This is a genomic window from Methylomonas koyamae, from assembly GCF_001644025.1.
Taxonomy (GTDB): domain Bacteria; phylum Pseudomonadota; class Gammaproteobacteria; order Methylococcales; family Methylomonadaceae; genus Methylomonas; species Methylomonas koyamae_A.
Genome location: NZ_LUUK01000196.1, coordinates 25,638 through 41,900, shown reverse-complemented (window position 1 = coordinate 41,900; position 16,263 = coordinate 25,638). Strand labels below are relative to the sequence as shown.

The 16,263-nt window shown below is 54.4% G+C and carries 14 protein-coding genes; all 14 read left to right on the top strand.

Annotation, left to right across the window (positions count from 1 at the left end):
• Window positions 1–81: 81 nt before the first annotated feature.
• The 14 genes from A1355_RS18770 (at window position 82) to A1355_RS18705 (ending at window position 16,245) form a co-directional block, all read left to right on the top strand.
• Window positions 82–1,098, top strand: a complete 1,017-nt coding sequence (locus tag A1355_RS18770) for a putative sugar O-methyltransferase (protein ID WP_064030806.1) — start codon at window positions 82–84, stop codon at window positions 1,096–1,098.
• A 741-nt stretch (window positions 1,099–1,839) separates the two neighbouring features.
• Entirely contained in the window at window positions 1,840–2,727 is an 888-nt protein-coding gene (locus A1355_RS18765; RefSeq protein ID WP_157197950.1) for a capsule biosynthesis protein, read from the top strand.
• Window positions 2,724–3,833, top strand: coding sequence for a glycosyltransferase (locus A1355_RS18760; RefSeq protein WP_064030805.1), 1,110 nt, complete (start codon window positions 2,724–2,726; stop codon window positions 3,831–3,833). The genes A1355_RS18765 and A1355_RS18760 overlap by 4 nt, the downstream gene beginning before the upstream one ends.
• Window positions 3,834–3,841: 8 nt before the next feature.
• Window positions 3,842–4,963, top strand: coding sequence for a glycosyltransferase family 4 protein (locus A1355_RS18755; protein ID WP_064030804.1), 1,122 nt, complete (start codon window positions 3,842–3,844; stop codon window positions 4,961–4,963).
• Between the two features lie 84 nt (window positions 4,964–5,047).
• Window positions 5,048–6,403, top strand: a complete 1,356-nt coding sequence (gene yegQ, locus A1355_RS18750) for a tRNA 5-hydroxyuridine modification protein YegQ (RefSeq protein WP_064030887.1) — start codon at window positions 5,048–5,050, stop codon at window positions 6,401–6,403.
• A 17-nt stretch (window positions 6,404–6,420) separates the two neighbouring features.
• A complete protein-coding gene (gene rraA, locus A1355_RS18745; protein ID WP_064030886.1) occupies window positions 6,421–6,906 on the top strand; it encodes a ribonuclease E activity regulator RraA in 486 nt (161 codons plus the stop codon).
• A gap of 37 nt (window positions 6,907–6,943) precedes the next feature.
• On the top strand, window positions 6,944–7,900 hold the full coding sequence (ispH, locus tag A1355_RS18740; RefSeq protein ID WP_064030803.1) for a 4-hydroxy-3-methylbut-2-enyl diphosphate reductase: 957 nt from the start codon (window positions 6,944–6,946) through the stop codon (window positions 7,898–7,900).
• Window positions 7,901–7,925: 25 nt separating this feature from the next.
• Entirely contained in the window at window positions 7,926–8,285 is a 360-nt protein-coding gene (locus A1355_RS18735) for a rhodanese-like domain-containing protein (RefSeq protein ID WP_064030802.1), read from the top strand.
• The gene (locus A1355_RS18730; RefSeq protein WP_064030801.1) at window positions 8,278–8,676 is read left to right on the top strand and encodes an RNA-binding S4 domain-containing protein; all 399 of its coding nucleotides are present in this window, start codon (window positions 8,278–8,280) and stop codon (window positions 8,674–8,676) included. Before A1355_RS18735 ends, A1355_RS18730 begins: the two co-directional genes overlap by 8 nt.
• A 183-nt stretch (window positions 8,677–8,859) precedes the next feature.
• The gene (locus tag A1355_RS18725; protein ID WP_064030800.1) at window positions 8,860–10,635 is read left to right on the top strand and encodes a hypothetical protein; all 1,776 of its coding nucleotides are present in this window, start codon (window positions 8,860–8,862) and stop codon (window positions 10,633–10,635) included.
• 12 nt (window positions 10,636–10,647) lie between these two features.
• Window positions 10,648–13,611, top strand: a complete 2,964-nt coding sequence (locus tag A1355_RS18720; protein WP_064030799.1) for a DUF748 domain-containing protein — start codon at window positions 10,648–10,650, stop codon at window positions 13,609–13,611.
• Window positions 13,612–13,699: 88 nt separating this feature from the next.
• A complete protein-coding gene (locus A1355_RS18715; RefSeq protein WP_064030798.1) occupies window positions 13,700–14,143 on the top strand; it encodes a DUF1134 domain-containing protein in 444 nt (147 codons plus the stop codon).
• A gap of 17 nt (window positions 14,144–14,160) precedes the next feature.
• Window positions 14,161–14,487 carry a hypothetical protein gene (locus A1355_RS18710; RefSeq protein WP_064030797.1) on the top strand — a complete coding sequence of 109 codons (327 nt, stop codon included), beginning with the start codon at window positions 14,161–14,163 and terminating at the stop codon, window positions 14,485–14,487.
• A gap of 159 nt (window positions 14,488–14,646) precedes the next feature.
• Complete coding sequence (locus A1355_RS18705; RefSeq protein WP_064030796.1) at window positions 14,647–16,245, top strand: hypothetical protein; 1,599 nt, start codon at window positions 14,647–14,649, stop codon at window positions 16,243–16,245.
• Window positions 16,246–16,263 lie beyond the last annotated feature (18 nt).

Below are 16,263 nucleotides of genomic sequence, written 5' to 3'. Positions count from 1 at the left end.
AAAAATAATCGGATATTGCTTGAGTCGATTTTTTGTTTCGCATATTACATTCGGTAGACGTATCTGTTCGGGAGGACAACTGTGAATTTGGAAATATTCAAGGAGTTATTAGATAATATTCAACGGAAGGGACTCGCCTCGGATAGATCTATTAATGCTTTTTGGCGATATCAGCTAGAGAGGCTCGCGCCTTGCCTTTCGGATTTTGATAGTGATTTATCAAACATTACGAGCGAACAAATCGAATCTATTTTGCAAGCATTGGCTTATGATCAAGAGAGGGTTTCTCAGTCGCTAAATACCGAGATGCTGATTGATTTTGCTACCAATGTCTTGCCTAAACAGCAAAAAAGTTTTCACGCGTCACTTCCTGGCGAAAAGCGAGACGTCGAGCACATTGGTGGTTTGTGGTTCTTGTGGCGAAAAAAATTGCTAGAGGAGTATCTTTCAGCTGTTAGGGAACACGGTTTGATTTCATCGATGACCACAATTCGCCATTGGTGGTATTACCGAAAACTTAAATCCTTTTTGCCTCATAAGCCCATTGTCTCGATCCTTGAAATCGGTGCTGGTTCGGGTTTTTTTGCACGATTACTTATTAACGACAATCCAAGTCTGCGTTACTTTGTCGTCGATCTTTCAGAGATGCTGTTAACTTCGTCGGCTAATTTAACCTCCAGCTTTCCCATGCTTCAGGCGTCTTTAAATTCTGTCGCTGACAATTCCGCCCCTGGACTTTTTTTCTTGGAAACAACAGCGATAGAGTTCGTTTCGTCTGCCACTATTGACGTGGCATTGAATTTTAATTCAATGATGGAAATGAATATTGAAACCCGAAATTATTATTTGAATCAGATTTATCGAGTTTGTTCCGCAGGTGCGTTGTTTTACAATGTGAATCGGATGCAGAGAAAAATGTCGGACATTGGAGAAGCCAGTTATGTTAATAATCCCTTAACTTATCCCTATCGAAAAGAGGATGTTGTCATTGAATGGGAGCCTGACGAATTGCAGCAAGATTATCGTGCTCGGTTTGGTTATGGAGCAATCGAGAGTTTCGCAATTTCCAGTATTAGAAGAGTGAATCTGCCCCAATAGAAGTGGGACAGAGTTGTGGGAAATTTATTTAAATCAGTTTTGGCGCAGCGGTTGCTGCGTTCGCTTCGGCCTCATACCGGTATTCGGCCCAATTGGTCATGGTTGAACGATTTAACCGAATGGAAAGCGGTTTTGAAAAGATCGTCTAGTGGTCCGACTGTGTTAGTAGCCACCAGTACCGGAGCCAACTGGCCGTGCAGTGGATTGGAAAGCGTTCTTGGTGTAGCTCTCACGCTACGAGGGGCCAAAGTGCGTTTTTTGCTCTGCGATGGCGTATTGCCAGCGTGCCAAGAGTGTGATAGCCAATGGCTATCTGAAAAGCGGTTTGTCACAATGCGGGTAAATTCGGAAATTTGTCGAAGTTGCTATAAGCCCGCTAGATATATGCTTCAGCCGCTGGAATTACCGCTTGTGTACTACAGTCAGTACATGAACCCAGACGAAACTCTTCGCGCCATACCGGATTCTCCCGCGTTTGCCAAACACTCGCTTGCAGGAGCATTGCGTTTTTATGGACGGGGTACCTTGCCTGACGGTCTTGGCGCCGAGCGAGTCTTGGATAGGTATTTAAATGCTGCCAGAATTACATCTAGCGTATTAAATAGGTTGATCCTGGATAATAAACCCGACATCGCAGTATTCCATCACGGCATTTACGTGCCGCAAGGCATCGTTGGCGAGGTTTGCCGCGAAGCTGGCGTTAGGGTCGTTAATTGGGGTCCAGCATACCGCAAGTGCACAGTGTTGTTTAGCCACGCAGACACTTATCATTACACCATGATCGACGAGCCGGCCGAGTATTGGAATGATTTGGCTTGGTCCGAGGACAAGGAACAAGCAATCATGGGTTATTTGCATAGTCGTTGGACAGGCGGCAACGATTGGATCAGCTTCCAGTCAGCCGCGGAGTTGGATAGCAGTCGGATTGCCGACTGGCTGGGGTTGGAACGCGGCAAGCCCATCGTCGGCTTGCTGACGAACGTGATTTGGGACGCGCAATTGCATTTTCGGCAGTCGGCGTTTCCATCCATGCTGGAATGGCTGTTCGCCAGTATCGACTACTTTATCTCGCGCCCGGATATGCAATGGGTCATTAGAGTTCATCCCGCCGAAGTCAAAGGTACCGTGCCGTCCAGGCAAAAAGTGGCTGACGAGATTGCGGTCCGTTACGGTTCGTTGCCCGATCATATCAAACTGGTGTTGCCCGAGGATAAGATCTCTACCTATGCGCTGATGTCGTTATGCGATAGCGCCTTGGTCTTTGGCACGAAAACGGCGCTGGAATTGGCTTGCACCGGCTTGCCGGTCGTCGTTGCCGGCGAAGCGTGGTGTCGCGGTAAAGGTTTTACAATCGACGTTTCCGATCCGGATCAGTATCGCCAAGTGTTGGAAAGCTTGCCGTTGGCCAGGCGCTTGCCGCCGGAACAAGTCGAATTGGCGCGCAAGTACGCATATCATTTCTTTTTCAGGCGAATGATACCGTTGAAGTGTCTGGCGCCGATCTCGCGTTTCGGTCCATATAAAGTCAATGTCACCAGGCTGGAGCAATTGATGCCGGGGGCCGATCCTGGACTTGACTTGATTTGCGATGGGATATTGAACGGAAAACCGTTTATTTACGACACATGAGTGGGCCGCTAGCGGAGCATACCCCGCGCCGATGGATTTTGCACGACTACATGCAGGTAAACGGTGGCGCCGAGCGTTTGGTGGTTGCGATGGCCAAAGGCTTGCCGGGCTTCGGTTTGGCGGTGTCGGCGCTATATCCGGATTACACGGACAGTGCCGACACCAGTGGTGTCGACATCCAAGTGCTTTCTTGCCAAACGCGTTGGCCAAGAATTGCGCAAGCCCTTTGGACTTTCGCGAGGCGGTTGCCGACGGTTCGACAGGCCGAGTTGGTTATTTATAGCGGGATTTACGCGCCGTTGGCGGTTCGTTCTCAGCGCGCGGGGCAACGGGTATATTATTGCCATACACCGCCGCGCTTCGCATTCGACCGCAAAGACGAGTATTTGCAGCGCGCACCCTCAGTTTTGCGTTGGGCGGTGAGTTTGCTGATAAACCTCTATCGTCAGGCGTATCTGCAGTCGGTCGCGCGGATGGATTTGATTCTGACCAACTCGGCGCATGTGCAACGGAGGATTTATCGGCAAACCGGACTCAAGGCCGAGATTTTGTATCCGCCGATTAACGTTGACGCTTTTCGTTGGCAGTCGGCCGGCGATTATTTTTTGTCGCTGGGTCGCTTGGAGCCGAACAAGCGGGTCGAGCGGGTAGTGCGGGCATTTATGGGTTTGCCGGGTCAGCGCCTGGTGGTTGCTTCCGGCGGATCGCAGTTGGCTTATTTGCAGCGGCTTGCTGAAGGTGCCGACAATATTCATTTCACCGGTTGGTTGAGCGAAGCGGGTTTGATCGAATTGATTGGCAACGCCAGGGCTTGTATTTACATTCCGTTGGATGAGGATTTTGGAATGTCGGCCGTCGAAGCGATGGCCGCCGGCAAGCCGGTCATTGGCGTTGCCGAAGGTGGCATGCTGGAAACTATTGTCAATAATGAAACCGGGTTTTTGCTGCCGGCCGACCCGAGTCCCGGGCAAATTGCCGATGCGGTCGTCGCGATGAGTCGCGAACGTGCGGCGTCGATGCGTGCAGCTTGCGAAGGACGGGCGGCGGGCTTTTCCGAAGAAAAGTTTCTCGAACGATTATGCTCGTTACTCGATAACGGTGCATAATTTACGGAATGAGAGTTTTACATTTTTACAAGACGGCGTTTCCGGACACGATGGGAGGGGTGGAACAACTCATCCACCAAATCGCCAGAGGCGCTAGTATGCGCGGTGTGCAGGTTGACGTATTGTCGTTAACGCCGGAGAAAGTGGATCGCACGGTTGTGATCGAAGGCTATTTGGCGCACCGGGCTCGAATGGATTTGCAAATTGCGTCGACCAGCATCTCGGTATCGGCCCTCCTACGGTTTGCCCAACTGGCCAGGAAGGCCGACATCGTTCATTATCACTTCCCTTGGCCGTTCATGGACGTTGTGCATTTTGCGACGGCCGTCAACAAACCCACTGTATTAACCTACCATTCAGACATCATTCGACAACGGAATCTGTTGAAGCTTTATCGCCCGCTCAAGCGGCGGTTTTTAGGTAGCGTCGACAGGATCGTCGCGACGTCACCGAATTACTTCGCGACCAGTGACGTATTGGAAACGTTTGCCGATAAAGTTCGGGTCATTCCAATCGGTTTAGACAAAGCCAGCTATCCGGAACCTTCGACAGAAAACATACAGGCGTGGCGGGAGCGTTTGGCTCCACGGTTTTTTATGTTCGTCGGCGTGTTGCGCTACTACAAGGGTTTACACATCTTGTTGGAAGCCATGCGGGGTGTCGATTATCCGGTGGTGATCGTCGGAGCGGGGCCGATCGAGCAAGAATTGAAGGCCCAAGCGGCGCGGTTGGGCTTGAGTAATGTGCACTTTCTGGGGCACTTGCCGGATGAGGATAAAGTGGCCTTGCTGGCTCTGTGCTATGCGGTGGTGTTCCCTTCCCATCTGCGCTCCGAGGCGTTTGGCATCTCTCTACTGGAAGGCGCGATGTTCGGCAAGCCGATGATTTCCAGCGAAATCGGCACCGGCACGACGTTTATCAACATCGGTGGTGAAACCGGAATGGTCGTACCGCCCAGCGATCCGATAGCACTTAGACAGGCGATGACTTATCTGTGGGAGCATCCCGAGGAAGTCGCGAAAATGGGTGCCGCGGCCGAGGCTAGATATTGGCAACATTTCACTGCCGAGCGCATGGTTGAGGCCTATCTGGATATTTATCGCGAGTTGCTGGCAAACCGCAAAGCGTGATCCGCGTGGATTGTCGAGAACCCTCTTTGGATGTGGGTTGGGATAATTTGTTAAAATGCCTCTCACCTGATTTTTGAGATGGACATGAAACACGTCGAACTTCTTTCCCCGGCCGGCACGATTCGGAACATGCGTTATGCGTTCGCGTTCGGCGCCGACGCGGTTTATGCCGGGCAGCCGCGTTACAGCTTGCGGGTACGAAATAACGATTTCCTAGCGGACAATCTGGCGAAGGGGATAGCCGAGGCACATGCGATCGGCAAGAAATTTTACTTGGCCGCCAACGTCATTCCGCATAACGCCAAGGTGAAGACGTTCGTCAAGGACATGCAACCGATTATCGCGATGGGGCCGGACGCGCTGATCATGGCCGATCCAGGCCTGATCATGATGACCCGCGAACAATGGCCTGACATGCCGGTGCACTTGTCGGTCCAGGCAAATACCGTGAACTATGCCAGCGTCAAATTTTGGCAACGCATGGGCGTGGAGCGGATCATTCTGTCGCGGGAATTGTCGTTGGACGAAATCGCCGAGATTCGCCAGCAATGTCCCGACATGGAGTTGGAGGTGTTCGTGCACGGTGCGTTGTGCATCGCCTATTCCGGGCGTTGCCTGTTGTCCGGCTATTTCAACCATCGAGATCCCAATCAGGGGACTTGTACCAATTCCTGCCGTTGGAAATACGACACCAAGCCGGCCGACGAAACCGCCGAAGGCGATTACGTGTTGGCGGACAGGCCGGTGTTGTCGATGAACGATCTCAGTCACGGATTGAGTGGCGCGAGCTGCGGTGGTGCCGAGCGTCATCCGCTGGCCGATCAGATTTATTTTCTCGAGGAAGAAGGTCGGCCCGGCGAGTTGTTGCCGGTCATGGAGGACGAGAACGGCACTTATATCATGAACTCCAAGGACCTGCGCGCTATCGAACACGTGCAGCGTTTGGTGGAGATCGGCGTGGATAGCCTGAAAATCGAAGGGCGGACCAAATCGCATTTTTACGTGGCGCGTACTGCGCAGACTTACCGTCAGGCGATTGACGACGCGCTGGCCGGCCGGCCGTTTCAGCCGCAATTGCTGGGTGTTCTGGACAATCTGGCCAGTCGCGGTTACACCGATGGTTTTTATCAGCGTCATCATACGCACGAGCATCAGAATTATCTGTCCGGTTATTCCAAGAGCCATCAGCAACAGTTTTGCGGCGAAATCACCGCCTACGATTCCGACACCGGTCTGGCCGATGTCAGCGTCAAAAACAAATTCGCGGTTGGCGATCGGTTGGAAATGATTTTGCCGGGCGGCAATCGGGATATCGTTGTCGATCGGATGTTGGATAAATACGGCAATCCGATGCAAGAGGCCTTGGGCGGCGGTTACGAAGTGCGAATTCCCTTGCCTAGCGAAGACTGTCGCTACGGCTTGCTGGCGCGTTATTTTTGATGGACTTGGAGGCCGATTTGGCATTTCTGACCGCCGATTTATGCGATCGCTTCGGCGATGCGGAGAATTTCCAGGTCGCCGAACCCATGCTGCGCCATTTCGGCGGGCGCCAACGGTTTTGCGGGCGAATCGCCACGCTGAAGGTTTTCGAGGACAATTCCTTGGTGCGTAGCGCATTGGAGGAAGATGGCAACGAGAAGGTGTTGGTGATCGATGGCGGTGGCGGCAAGCGTTGTGCCTTGTTCGGTGATACCTTGGCAGCTCTGGCGATCGAAAACGGCTGGAGCGGCATCATCGTCTACGGTTGCGTGCGCGGCGCGGAACTGTTGGCGCAACTGCCGATCGGCGTAATGGCCCTGAATACCCATCCAATGCGTAGTCGTAAGCATGGTCAAGGCGACCGTGACGTGATGATCACGTTTGCCGGGGTCAATTTCAAAAAAGATCATTACCTCTATGCCGATAGCGATGGAATTATCGTCGCCGAGACAAAATTGGATTAGAATTCCAATGCCTTAACCTAGTAAAACACTCAAGAATATGCAAATCGTACTCGCAAACCCTCGTGGATTCTGTGCCGGCGTGGACCGGGCCATTGAAATCGTCGATCAAGCCATCGATACCTTCGGCGCACCAATTTATGTGCGTCATGAGGTCGTGCACAACCGGACCGTGGTCGACGGATTAAAGGAAAAAGGCGCGGTGTTTATCGAGGATTTGAGCGATGTGCCGGTCGGCTCCTATCTGGTGTTCAGCGCGCACGGGGTTTCCAAGCAGGTGCAGCGCGAAGCCGACGAGCGACAATTGACGGTGTTCGATGCCACCTGCCCGTTGGTGACCAAAGTTCACATGCAGGTCGCCAAGCATGCCAAGCAGGACCGGGAAGTGATTCTGATCGGCCACGCCGGACATCCGGAGGTGGAAGGCACGATGGGGCAGTACGAAAAATGCACCGAGCACGGCAATATCTATTTGGTGGAAACGCCGGATGACGTTAAAAACCTCAAAGTCAATAATCCGGATAATCTGGCCTATGTCACGCAAACGACGTTGTCGATGACCGACACCAAGGTGATGGTCGACGCGCTACGCGAGCATTTTCCGTCGATCAAGGAGCAGAAAAAAGACGACATATGCTATGCCACCCAAAACCGTCAGGATGCGGTGCACGATCTGGCGAAAATTTCCGATCTGATTTTGGTGGTCGGCTCGCCCAACAGTTCGAATTCCAACCGTTTGCGGGAAATCGCCGAACAGCTCGGCAAATCCGCGCACTTGATTGATACGTACCGCGACCTGAAACAGGAATGGTTGTCGGGCGTGGATGTCGTCGGCGTCACAGCCGGCGCGTCGGCGCCGGAAGTGTTGGTACAGGAAGTGATCGATCAATTGAAAGCTTGGGGCGGCGCCGACACCCTGGTCCGCGAGAATAAAGGTATAGAGGAAAAAGTGGTATTCTCTATTCCCAAGGAATTGAAGAAGCACATGGAAGCCTAACTTAATCAGCCCAACGAGGAACCGTATGGCTATTACCGCGCAAGATTTAGTCGCCGCCGCCAAGCAGCAGATTTCGGAGATCGACGTCGCCGCCGCTCGCGAACGCTTGACGACAAATTTGATTCTGGATGTCCGCGAGCCCAACGAATTTGCCGCCGGCCATTTGCCGGGTGCGGTCAATATTCCACGTGGCGTACTTGAATTCCAAATTGGCGGACATCCCGCTTTCCAAGGTCGGCAACAAGCCCCGACCGTGGTGTATTGCCAGGGAGGCGGCAGGTCGGCGTTGGCGACTCAGGTATTGCAGCAGATGGGTTATTCGGCGACGGTCAGCATGGCCGGCGGTTTCAAGGCTTGGGCTGAGAGCGGTTTGCCCGTTGAGTGAGCAAGACGAACTCCGTATCGATAAATGGCTATGGGCCGCACGGTTTTTCAAGACCCGCGGCTTGGCGTCCGACGCGGTCAGCGGCGGAAAGGTGCATGTCAACGGCCAGCGCTGCAAGCCCAGCCGGGATGTTCGGCTCGGCGATCGCATCAGCATCACCAAGGATCAGTATACCTGGGATATTCTTGTCACCGGTTTGAATCGGCAACGCCGTCCGGCCCAAGAGGCGGCCCAATTGTATGTCGAAGACGCGGCCAGCGCCGCCAAACGGCAACAATTGGTGGAATTGCACAAACAGCAGCAAGCCGCGTTCCCAGTCTCGGAGCGTCCCTTCAAACCCAACAAAAAGCAACGCCGGCAAATTCATCGTTTCAAAGAGGGTTCGGCTTGACCGGACCTCGTTCAACAAAACGATAGCCACACTTCCCGCAAGACTTTATTATTCCAGCGTTGTGCGCGCGCCGGAATAAGCCGGTGTTTGTCAAACGGCGGCCGGGCGTTAAGTTCGGCCTAAGAACCGGCGTTTAGTTTTCCGGTACGCTTTCACCCACGCAAGATTCCAAAAGGTTTTTGAATGTCGCAACGCTGTTTTTTCATAATCGCGCAAGCGGTGCTGGCCAGTGGATTGCTGGTCGGTTGCGCCACCACTCGGCAATTGGCGGTGGATTATCCGAAAACCGAATCGGTAGCCGTCAAGCCGTTGCGAGGGCAAACGACGGTTTCCGGCGACGATTACTACGTGCAGTGGCTGTCTGAGTTCGAGTTCAAGGGCGACAGCGCATTGAAAGGCGGTTGCAATGAAATGGGCGGTCATTACGAAAACGGCGATTTGTCGGCCGCCGTCGTGTTCGCGGTGCATAACGACGCCTTGAAGCTGCAGCGCGAAGCCAGCGGATTTCTTTATCAGGCGACGACCGGGCGGTGCAATTTCAAACTGGAGACCAAAAAGGCCAATTTGACGCCGTGGTTACGCTTGGATTCGGCCAAGGACACCCAGATTGAATACCGCTTTCTGACCAGTAACAGCCACGAGTCTAATCTGTCGCAGCTGGTCGAGGATCTGAACACCGCCAGCGGTTTGTTCGCGTTGACCGGCGTCGGTACCGGCATGGCGGTGATGGGGAAGTTGGCCGGCAATTGGGTGGAAAGCAATCCGCCCGTCGTCGCGAAAGCGCCGACGCCGGCCGGCAAGCTCAGTTCCGAGACCCACACGCTGCCGGCCGGCGTCGTACTTAACGCCGACAGCGCAGGTCTCAATCAAACCCGCTTGCCGGTTTACGAAGTGCTCGAAGGCGGTTGGAACATTTGGTCGTCGGAAACCAAGATGCTGGGCGAATTGCGGATTTATCCGGAATTGGTGTCGTCCCTGCTGCTGAAAACCGTTGGCGACGCGACGCCGGACGCTCACGACCTGTCTCTGGAAGAACTGTGGCGGGCGCCGATACAAACAGCCAACGGCGAACAGCGTCTCCAGCAATTGCTGGCTCAAATCGATGCCGCCGATCGGCCGAATCTGCAACCGGATTGGCGGGATTACAGCGATGTCGAGACTCAGTGCCGGCGGCTGAAACTGGTCATGAAGGACTTGGGGTTCAATAAATTCGACCGCAACGCCTTGCTCTACTACTTTCTGAATAAATCGCCGGATTGGAAGAATTTCAATATCTCGATGCAGCGGGCGATGACCGATGAAATCCGACCCAAATTGTTGGAGCAATACCGTTCCACCAACTTTTCCGGCTGTTTGGCGCCGGAAGATTATTGGGTCATGAAGAGCATGCGTCTGGCGGTCAATACCGAGCAGGACTGGGATGCGCTGGCCAGTTCTAGGCAAAAGAAGGAAGGCATCTTGAATCCGGTGCAGTCGGCGGGCCGACAATTGCTGGCGGCCCTGAAAAGCCCGGATAAGGATGAAGTGGCCCGTCAACTGTATCCGCTATTGAATACCGAAAAGGCCGGCAACGGTAGCGTATTGCTGCAAAACCATTTGAGTAATTTCGGCCTGGAAACCTTGCTGCAACTACCGCCGATTCCCGACGAAGGCGTGGTCGTTAGTGCCGCGCAATTGGCCGGCGTGTTCGCCGGTCTGAACGTCGATAGTTACAGTTGCGCTAGGCCGGCCCAGGAACAAGGTCAGCCGCTGGCCCATATCGGCATTCTATTGTTCGCCACCAAGCCGGGCAGTCCTCGCGACAAAGGCGGCGCGCTCGAATTCGAACTGGCTCAGGGCCGCATCGTGCGTTTGGCGTTTCAGCATCCGTCGTTTCGCGATTTCGAACAGAATCTGGCCGATTATCCCGATCTCGGCGGCTGTCGCATCGACGCCGAATTTCTGAATCGACTGCATTAACACGGGGGTGCCATGGTCCTGAAACGCTCCACCGGGTATTGGATAGGCGGCACGCTGGTCGGCTTGGTCGGTTTGTATGCGGCGGCCGGATACTATGTTTTGCCCTATTGGGCGAGAACCCGCTTGCCCGAAATCGTTCACCAGGCCACCGGCGCTCAGTTCGGCATCGAGACGGTGGCCTTCGATCCTTTCGAATGGCGGGCCGAGTTGCGGGGGATACGTTTGACGGGTGCCGACGGCAAGGATTTACTCGGTTTGGAGAGTCTGGTTCTGGATATTCAGGCGATGGAGTCGCTAGGCATGCGCGGTTTGGCGGTAACGGCGATCGAATTCGGCAAGCCGACCATCAACCTGGAGCGCCGCGCCGACGGCCGCTTGAATTTGGCCGATCTGCGGCCTGCCGAAGCCGAGCCGGACCCTTCGTCCGAGCCCGCTAAAGAAGACTTGCCGCCGCCACTGTTGATTCACCGGCTGGCGATCGATGCCGGCGAAATCCGTTGGCGCGACGCGTTGGCCGGCGAGGATGCCGCCGAAACGCTGATGCCGCTGCAGTTGGAAGTCGCCGAGTTGGGTACCGTCAACGGAAAGAATGGCGCTAGCGGGCGTTTGGCGGTGGGCTTGGCGTCCGGCGGTACGCTGAATTGGCAAGGACAATTGACGTTGATGCCGTTGGTCTCGACCGGCAGCCTAAGGGTGGAGGGTATCGTCGTCCCGAAATTGCTGAAATTGGCGCCGAAGGACGTGCTGCCGGTTACGATCGACGCCGGCCAGTTGTCGGTCACCGCCGATTATCATCTGAGCCAGCACGACGGCGGTGTCAATTTGGCGCTAAACAACGGAGTTATCGACCTTAAAAAGTGGGCGATCAGCGAGCCGGCCCAGCATCGCTCGTTACTGGACTTGCCGTCGTTGACGCTTAGCGGCGTGGCCGTCGATCTGCAGGACCGGCAGTTGACCATCGCTAAAGTCGCCGCCGACGATGCGGCGATCCAAGTTTGGCTGCAAGCCGATGGCGTGGTGAACTACCAAGCCTTGTTTGCCGAGCCCGGCCAATCAAGCGCCAACGCGTCCAATCCGGCCGCCGCTCCCCCGACGCCCGCGGAGCCCGCCAAACCTTGGCGAGTTAAGGTCGACGACGTGGCATTGAGCAATCACCGCATCGAGTTCACCGATTACAGTCTGACCAAGCCGGTGACGCTGGAGTTGACCGAACTGGCCTTGGCGGTGCGCGGTTTCGATAGCGCCAATCCAGGCAAGTTACCGTTGACCTTCGCTACCCGTATTAACCAAAAGGCGTCCTTGAAACTGGCCGGCGATACCGTTTTGCAACCCTTCGGTGCCGCGTGGCAGGTAACGCTCGATAACTTGCTGATCAAGCCGTTTCAGGCTTATCTCGATCCCTATTTGAATCTGGAACTGGTGGATGGCGCCGTCAATCTTGACGGCAATCTGCAACTGACAACCACTGATCAATTTCAACTTACCTTTACCGGTAACGCCAACATCGACAATCTGGTAACCCGCGATCAAATCAAGAATAAGGATTTCTTGAAGTGGTCGGACCTGACCCTAGCCGGCATCGACATCGATCTGAACCAGCAGGATTTTAAAATCGACCGGGTGGTGTTCGAACGGCCCTATTTTCGCTTCAACATCAAGAAAGACGGTACGACCAATGTTGACGAACTCAGCGTCGTCAAGTCGCCGGCTCAGCAAAACGGGTCAAAAGTGGCGGAAGCACCGACCAAGCCGGACGTGAAATCCCCGGAACCGAAATTGGTCATCGGCAAAATCGAGATGAAAAACGGTCGCTCCGATTTCGCCGATTATTCGCTGATCTTGCCTTTCGTCGCGGAAATGAAACGCCTGAATGGCGAAGTCAGCGGTTTTTCGACCGAGAAAGACGCCTACGCGCAACTGGATTTGCAAGGCAAGGTTTACGATCTGGCGTCGGTCGATATCAAGGGCAAATACCAATTCCAAACCGGCAATACCGATGTCGGCCTGAAGTTTACCCACATGCCCTTACCGCTGATTACGCCTTACATGGCCGAATTCGCCGGCTATAAAATCGAAAAAGGCCAGATGGCGCTGGATTTACAGTACAAAATCAGCAAGGGCCAATTGGAGGTCCAGAACAAATTGTTCATCGATCAGTTGGCGCTGGGCGACCACGTCGAGAATCCGAAAGCGATGTCGCTACCCTTGCATCTGGCCATTGCCTTACTGAAAGACGCCGACGGCCGGATCAATCTGGATTTCCCGATTTCCGGCAGTCTGGAAGATCCGAAATTCAGCCTTGGGGCACTAGTTAGCGACGTATTGGTCAATCTGATTGCCAAGGCGGTGGCTTCGCCGTTCAAGATGTTTGGGGCACTGCTCGGCGAGGATAAGGATTACAGTGTCGTAAAGTTCGGTCCGGGTAGCGCCAAACTGGCGGCCGAGGAGTCCGCCAAACTCGATCAACTTGGGCAGGCCTTGACCACCAAACCGGAATTGACGCTGGAAATCAAGGGCAAGGCTTATGAAACCCAGGATTGGCCGGCGATGCGTTACGATGCGGTCAAGGATGTTCTGAAAAAAATGAAATCCGGCGAGTTGCGCGATCAGGGCCAGAAAATCCGCCATGAGTATCTCGAGTTGTCGGACGACGAATACCGGCGTCTGCTGGCCAAGTTTTTCGGCGAAGTGTTTCCCGAGGAATTGGATCGCGGCCTGTTCGGCAAGCCACGCTTGAAAAGCGATCCGAATGCAGATTTTTACAGCGTCGCTCAACAGCGCCTGGAAGGTATCTTTCATCCCGATCCGCAGCGCTTGACCGAGTTGGCGGTGGACCGGGCCAATCACATCGCCCAATACGTCACCATGCAGGGCAAGGTCGAACGAGGGCGGGTTTACATCTTGGCGCCGGAATTGAGTCAAGCCGAAACCGCCGACGGCCTGAACTCGGTGTTGTCCTTGGGGGCCTTGCCCTGACCGAGCGCGAAACGGCTTTGTACTATAATCGGCTGACTCGACGGCGGGTGGCCGGCTGGAAATTGGGGTTTAACACGTGGAGAAAACAATGAAAATCGGAACGTTCAACTATTTACCGCTAGTGCTGGGCATCGCATGCGCGGCGCTATCGGCCTCGGCCGCGGCGGGACCGCTGACCTCTTGCACGATGACCTACAAATTGAGCGGCTGGTCGCTGGTCTACAAACAATACGACGGTATCGGCAATATCAGTTGCAGCAACGGCCAGCGCGCCCAAGTCGCCTTGGCGTCCAAGAGTATCGGCTTCACGATAGGCAAATCGGAAATCGAAGGCACCGGAGTATTTTCGGAAGTCAAAAATCTCAATGAGATCTACGGTAACTTCGTGGCCTTGGAAGGGCACGCCGGCGCTACCAAATCCGTGGACGCGCAAGTCTTGACGCGCGGCGAAATTTCGTTGGCCTTATCCGGCAAGGGGCGAGGCATCGACATCGGCGTCACGCTGGGCGCGCTGACGATTTCGCCGCGCTAGGCCGTTTTTACCGGCACATGCCGTTCGTCACCCGAGACACCGCCGGGGCGATCCGGCGCCTCGACGATACCGGGGCCTCTGGCGATTGGCTGGCGGATGACGATCCCGAACTGGCCGCGTTTTACCGCGATGCGGGCATGCGGGCCAAGCGCGCGCTGACCGAAACCGATGTCGATATGGTTAGGGTTATCGACGATCTGGTGGATGTTTTGGTGGCCAAACAATTGGTGATATTTACCGAGTTGCCGGACGCCGTGCAACAAAAGCTGCTGGCCCGTAAACAACTGAGAAGGGATATCGGCGCGTTACAGAACTTAATGCTAGACGACGAAGGTTTGTTCTAATGAACCCAAGTCGCGCCCGGTCGGCTCCGCGCTCGCCGCGATCGGCCCGCCTGGAATGGTACTGATTGGTGCCGCCGGCGCGGCCGTCAGCAACCGCGGGCGGCCGGAGTTTCGCCGGACAACGGTTGGAAGCGCCGTTGTATTGAATTTGGACTTTGCGTGAAGAACTCTTTTTTTCTGGTCATACCCGAACAAAAAAACGATCCCCGCTTGCTGGCGACTTTCTCGGAAACCGCCCTGCAACAATGGATCGCCGAGTTGCCCGCCGCCAATCCGGGTCTGGCCGCTCGTTTGTTTCAGGAATTGCTGTCCGAATTGATTTCGGTGGAAATGCCGGCTGCCAAGCGCTTGCAAGCGTTGGAGCAGCTCAGGGACAGTTTTTTTCTGATCGACGATTATTTGCGGTCGCGTCTGATCAAATTCGGCTTTCCGAAAGGCGATATCGAGAAAAAAATTTTCGGGCTGGTGTGCGTCGTCGAGCGCCAGTTTACGATCGGTTATTGGAGCGTGGTCAGGGACCTGACCCGGCGCGATGTCGGCTGGCTGCAGGGCAAGACCGTGGCCTTGGCGATACAGCGGACCATCAAGGGATTGAGCCGCATCGTCGTCAGCCAGTACATGATGAGTTACCCGATTCCGGACTGGATTTGGATAGATCTGCATTCGCTGTACAAACTGGCGGTGAAGTTGGGCAAAGACGATACCAAGGTCGCCGACCAGCGCGGCCTGTTTACCAAGCATTCCTCGGTCGCCGACAGTTACAAGCAGATTTTGCTGCTCAGTCTGGCCTACCCGTCCGGCCTGATGCAGAAGGAATTCCAACTGGTTTACGAGTTCATCGATAAGATTAGCGATTTGGTGAACATAGAAGCCAAACCGGTTGCCGGACAAGCCGTGCAATGTCTGATTTCGATCGACGAAGACCTTGCCCCGGCCTTTCAGCCGGCCGCCAAGACGGCGGACCGACGCGGCGAGGCGGCCCTATTGTATTTGGATCTGACCAAATTGGTTAAGATCTACAAGTTGACCGATAAATACTGCGGCAAGGACGAAGCCAGATTCAGTTCGCTGGACATCGATCCAGGCAGCCATAACAAATTGTCGCCGGAACTGTTCGAGTATTTGCTGCAGCGCTGGCAGGGCAGGGAACCGCAAGGGACTGTCTATTTCGCCGATCGGCTGGATCGTTACGTAGTCATCGGCCTGGAAGCGACGCACGATTTACTGGATACCGGCCGGATCGCCGCCGGCTATGAAGCGACACCGGAAATTCCGGCACACAGCGAATCCGAGCGGGCTTTGTCCTGCGTATTGCAGCAGGAAGGCTTGTTGTCGATCGGCAGTTTGGTCAGTTTTAGAAAAACCGATAGCTTGCCGCATCTGCGGGCCTTGGGCGTGGTTTGCAAGATTCTGCTGCCCAAGCAAGACAGCAAAGTGGTGTTCGAGTTGGTCGTGATTGCCCATCAAGCGTTTCCGGTGGCTTATCACGCGCTGGATGCCGAACCCGACGCCGAACGCAAAAAAGCCCTGATTTATGGTACAAAGGACCAAGAAGGCGAAAAAAGCTTTATTATCATGGATTCTTTCATGCTCAAGGATGGCGACTTGTTACGGATGTACATGGGGAGCGAGAATTTTCCAATTATTTTGAATGGCCGGAAGAATATAGGCTTGGGCTATTGGCAATTCGAATGTCGGCAGATACTTGAAAATATCCCGTCGGCCCACGGCAAGAAGAAAGGCTATGACTTTATTTGAAACATCCGTTTGCCGGGC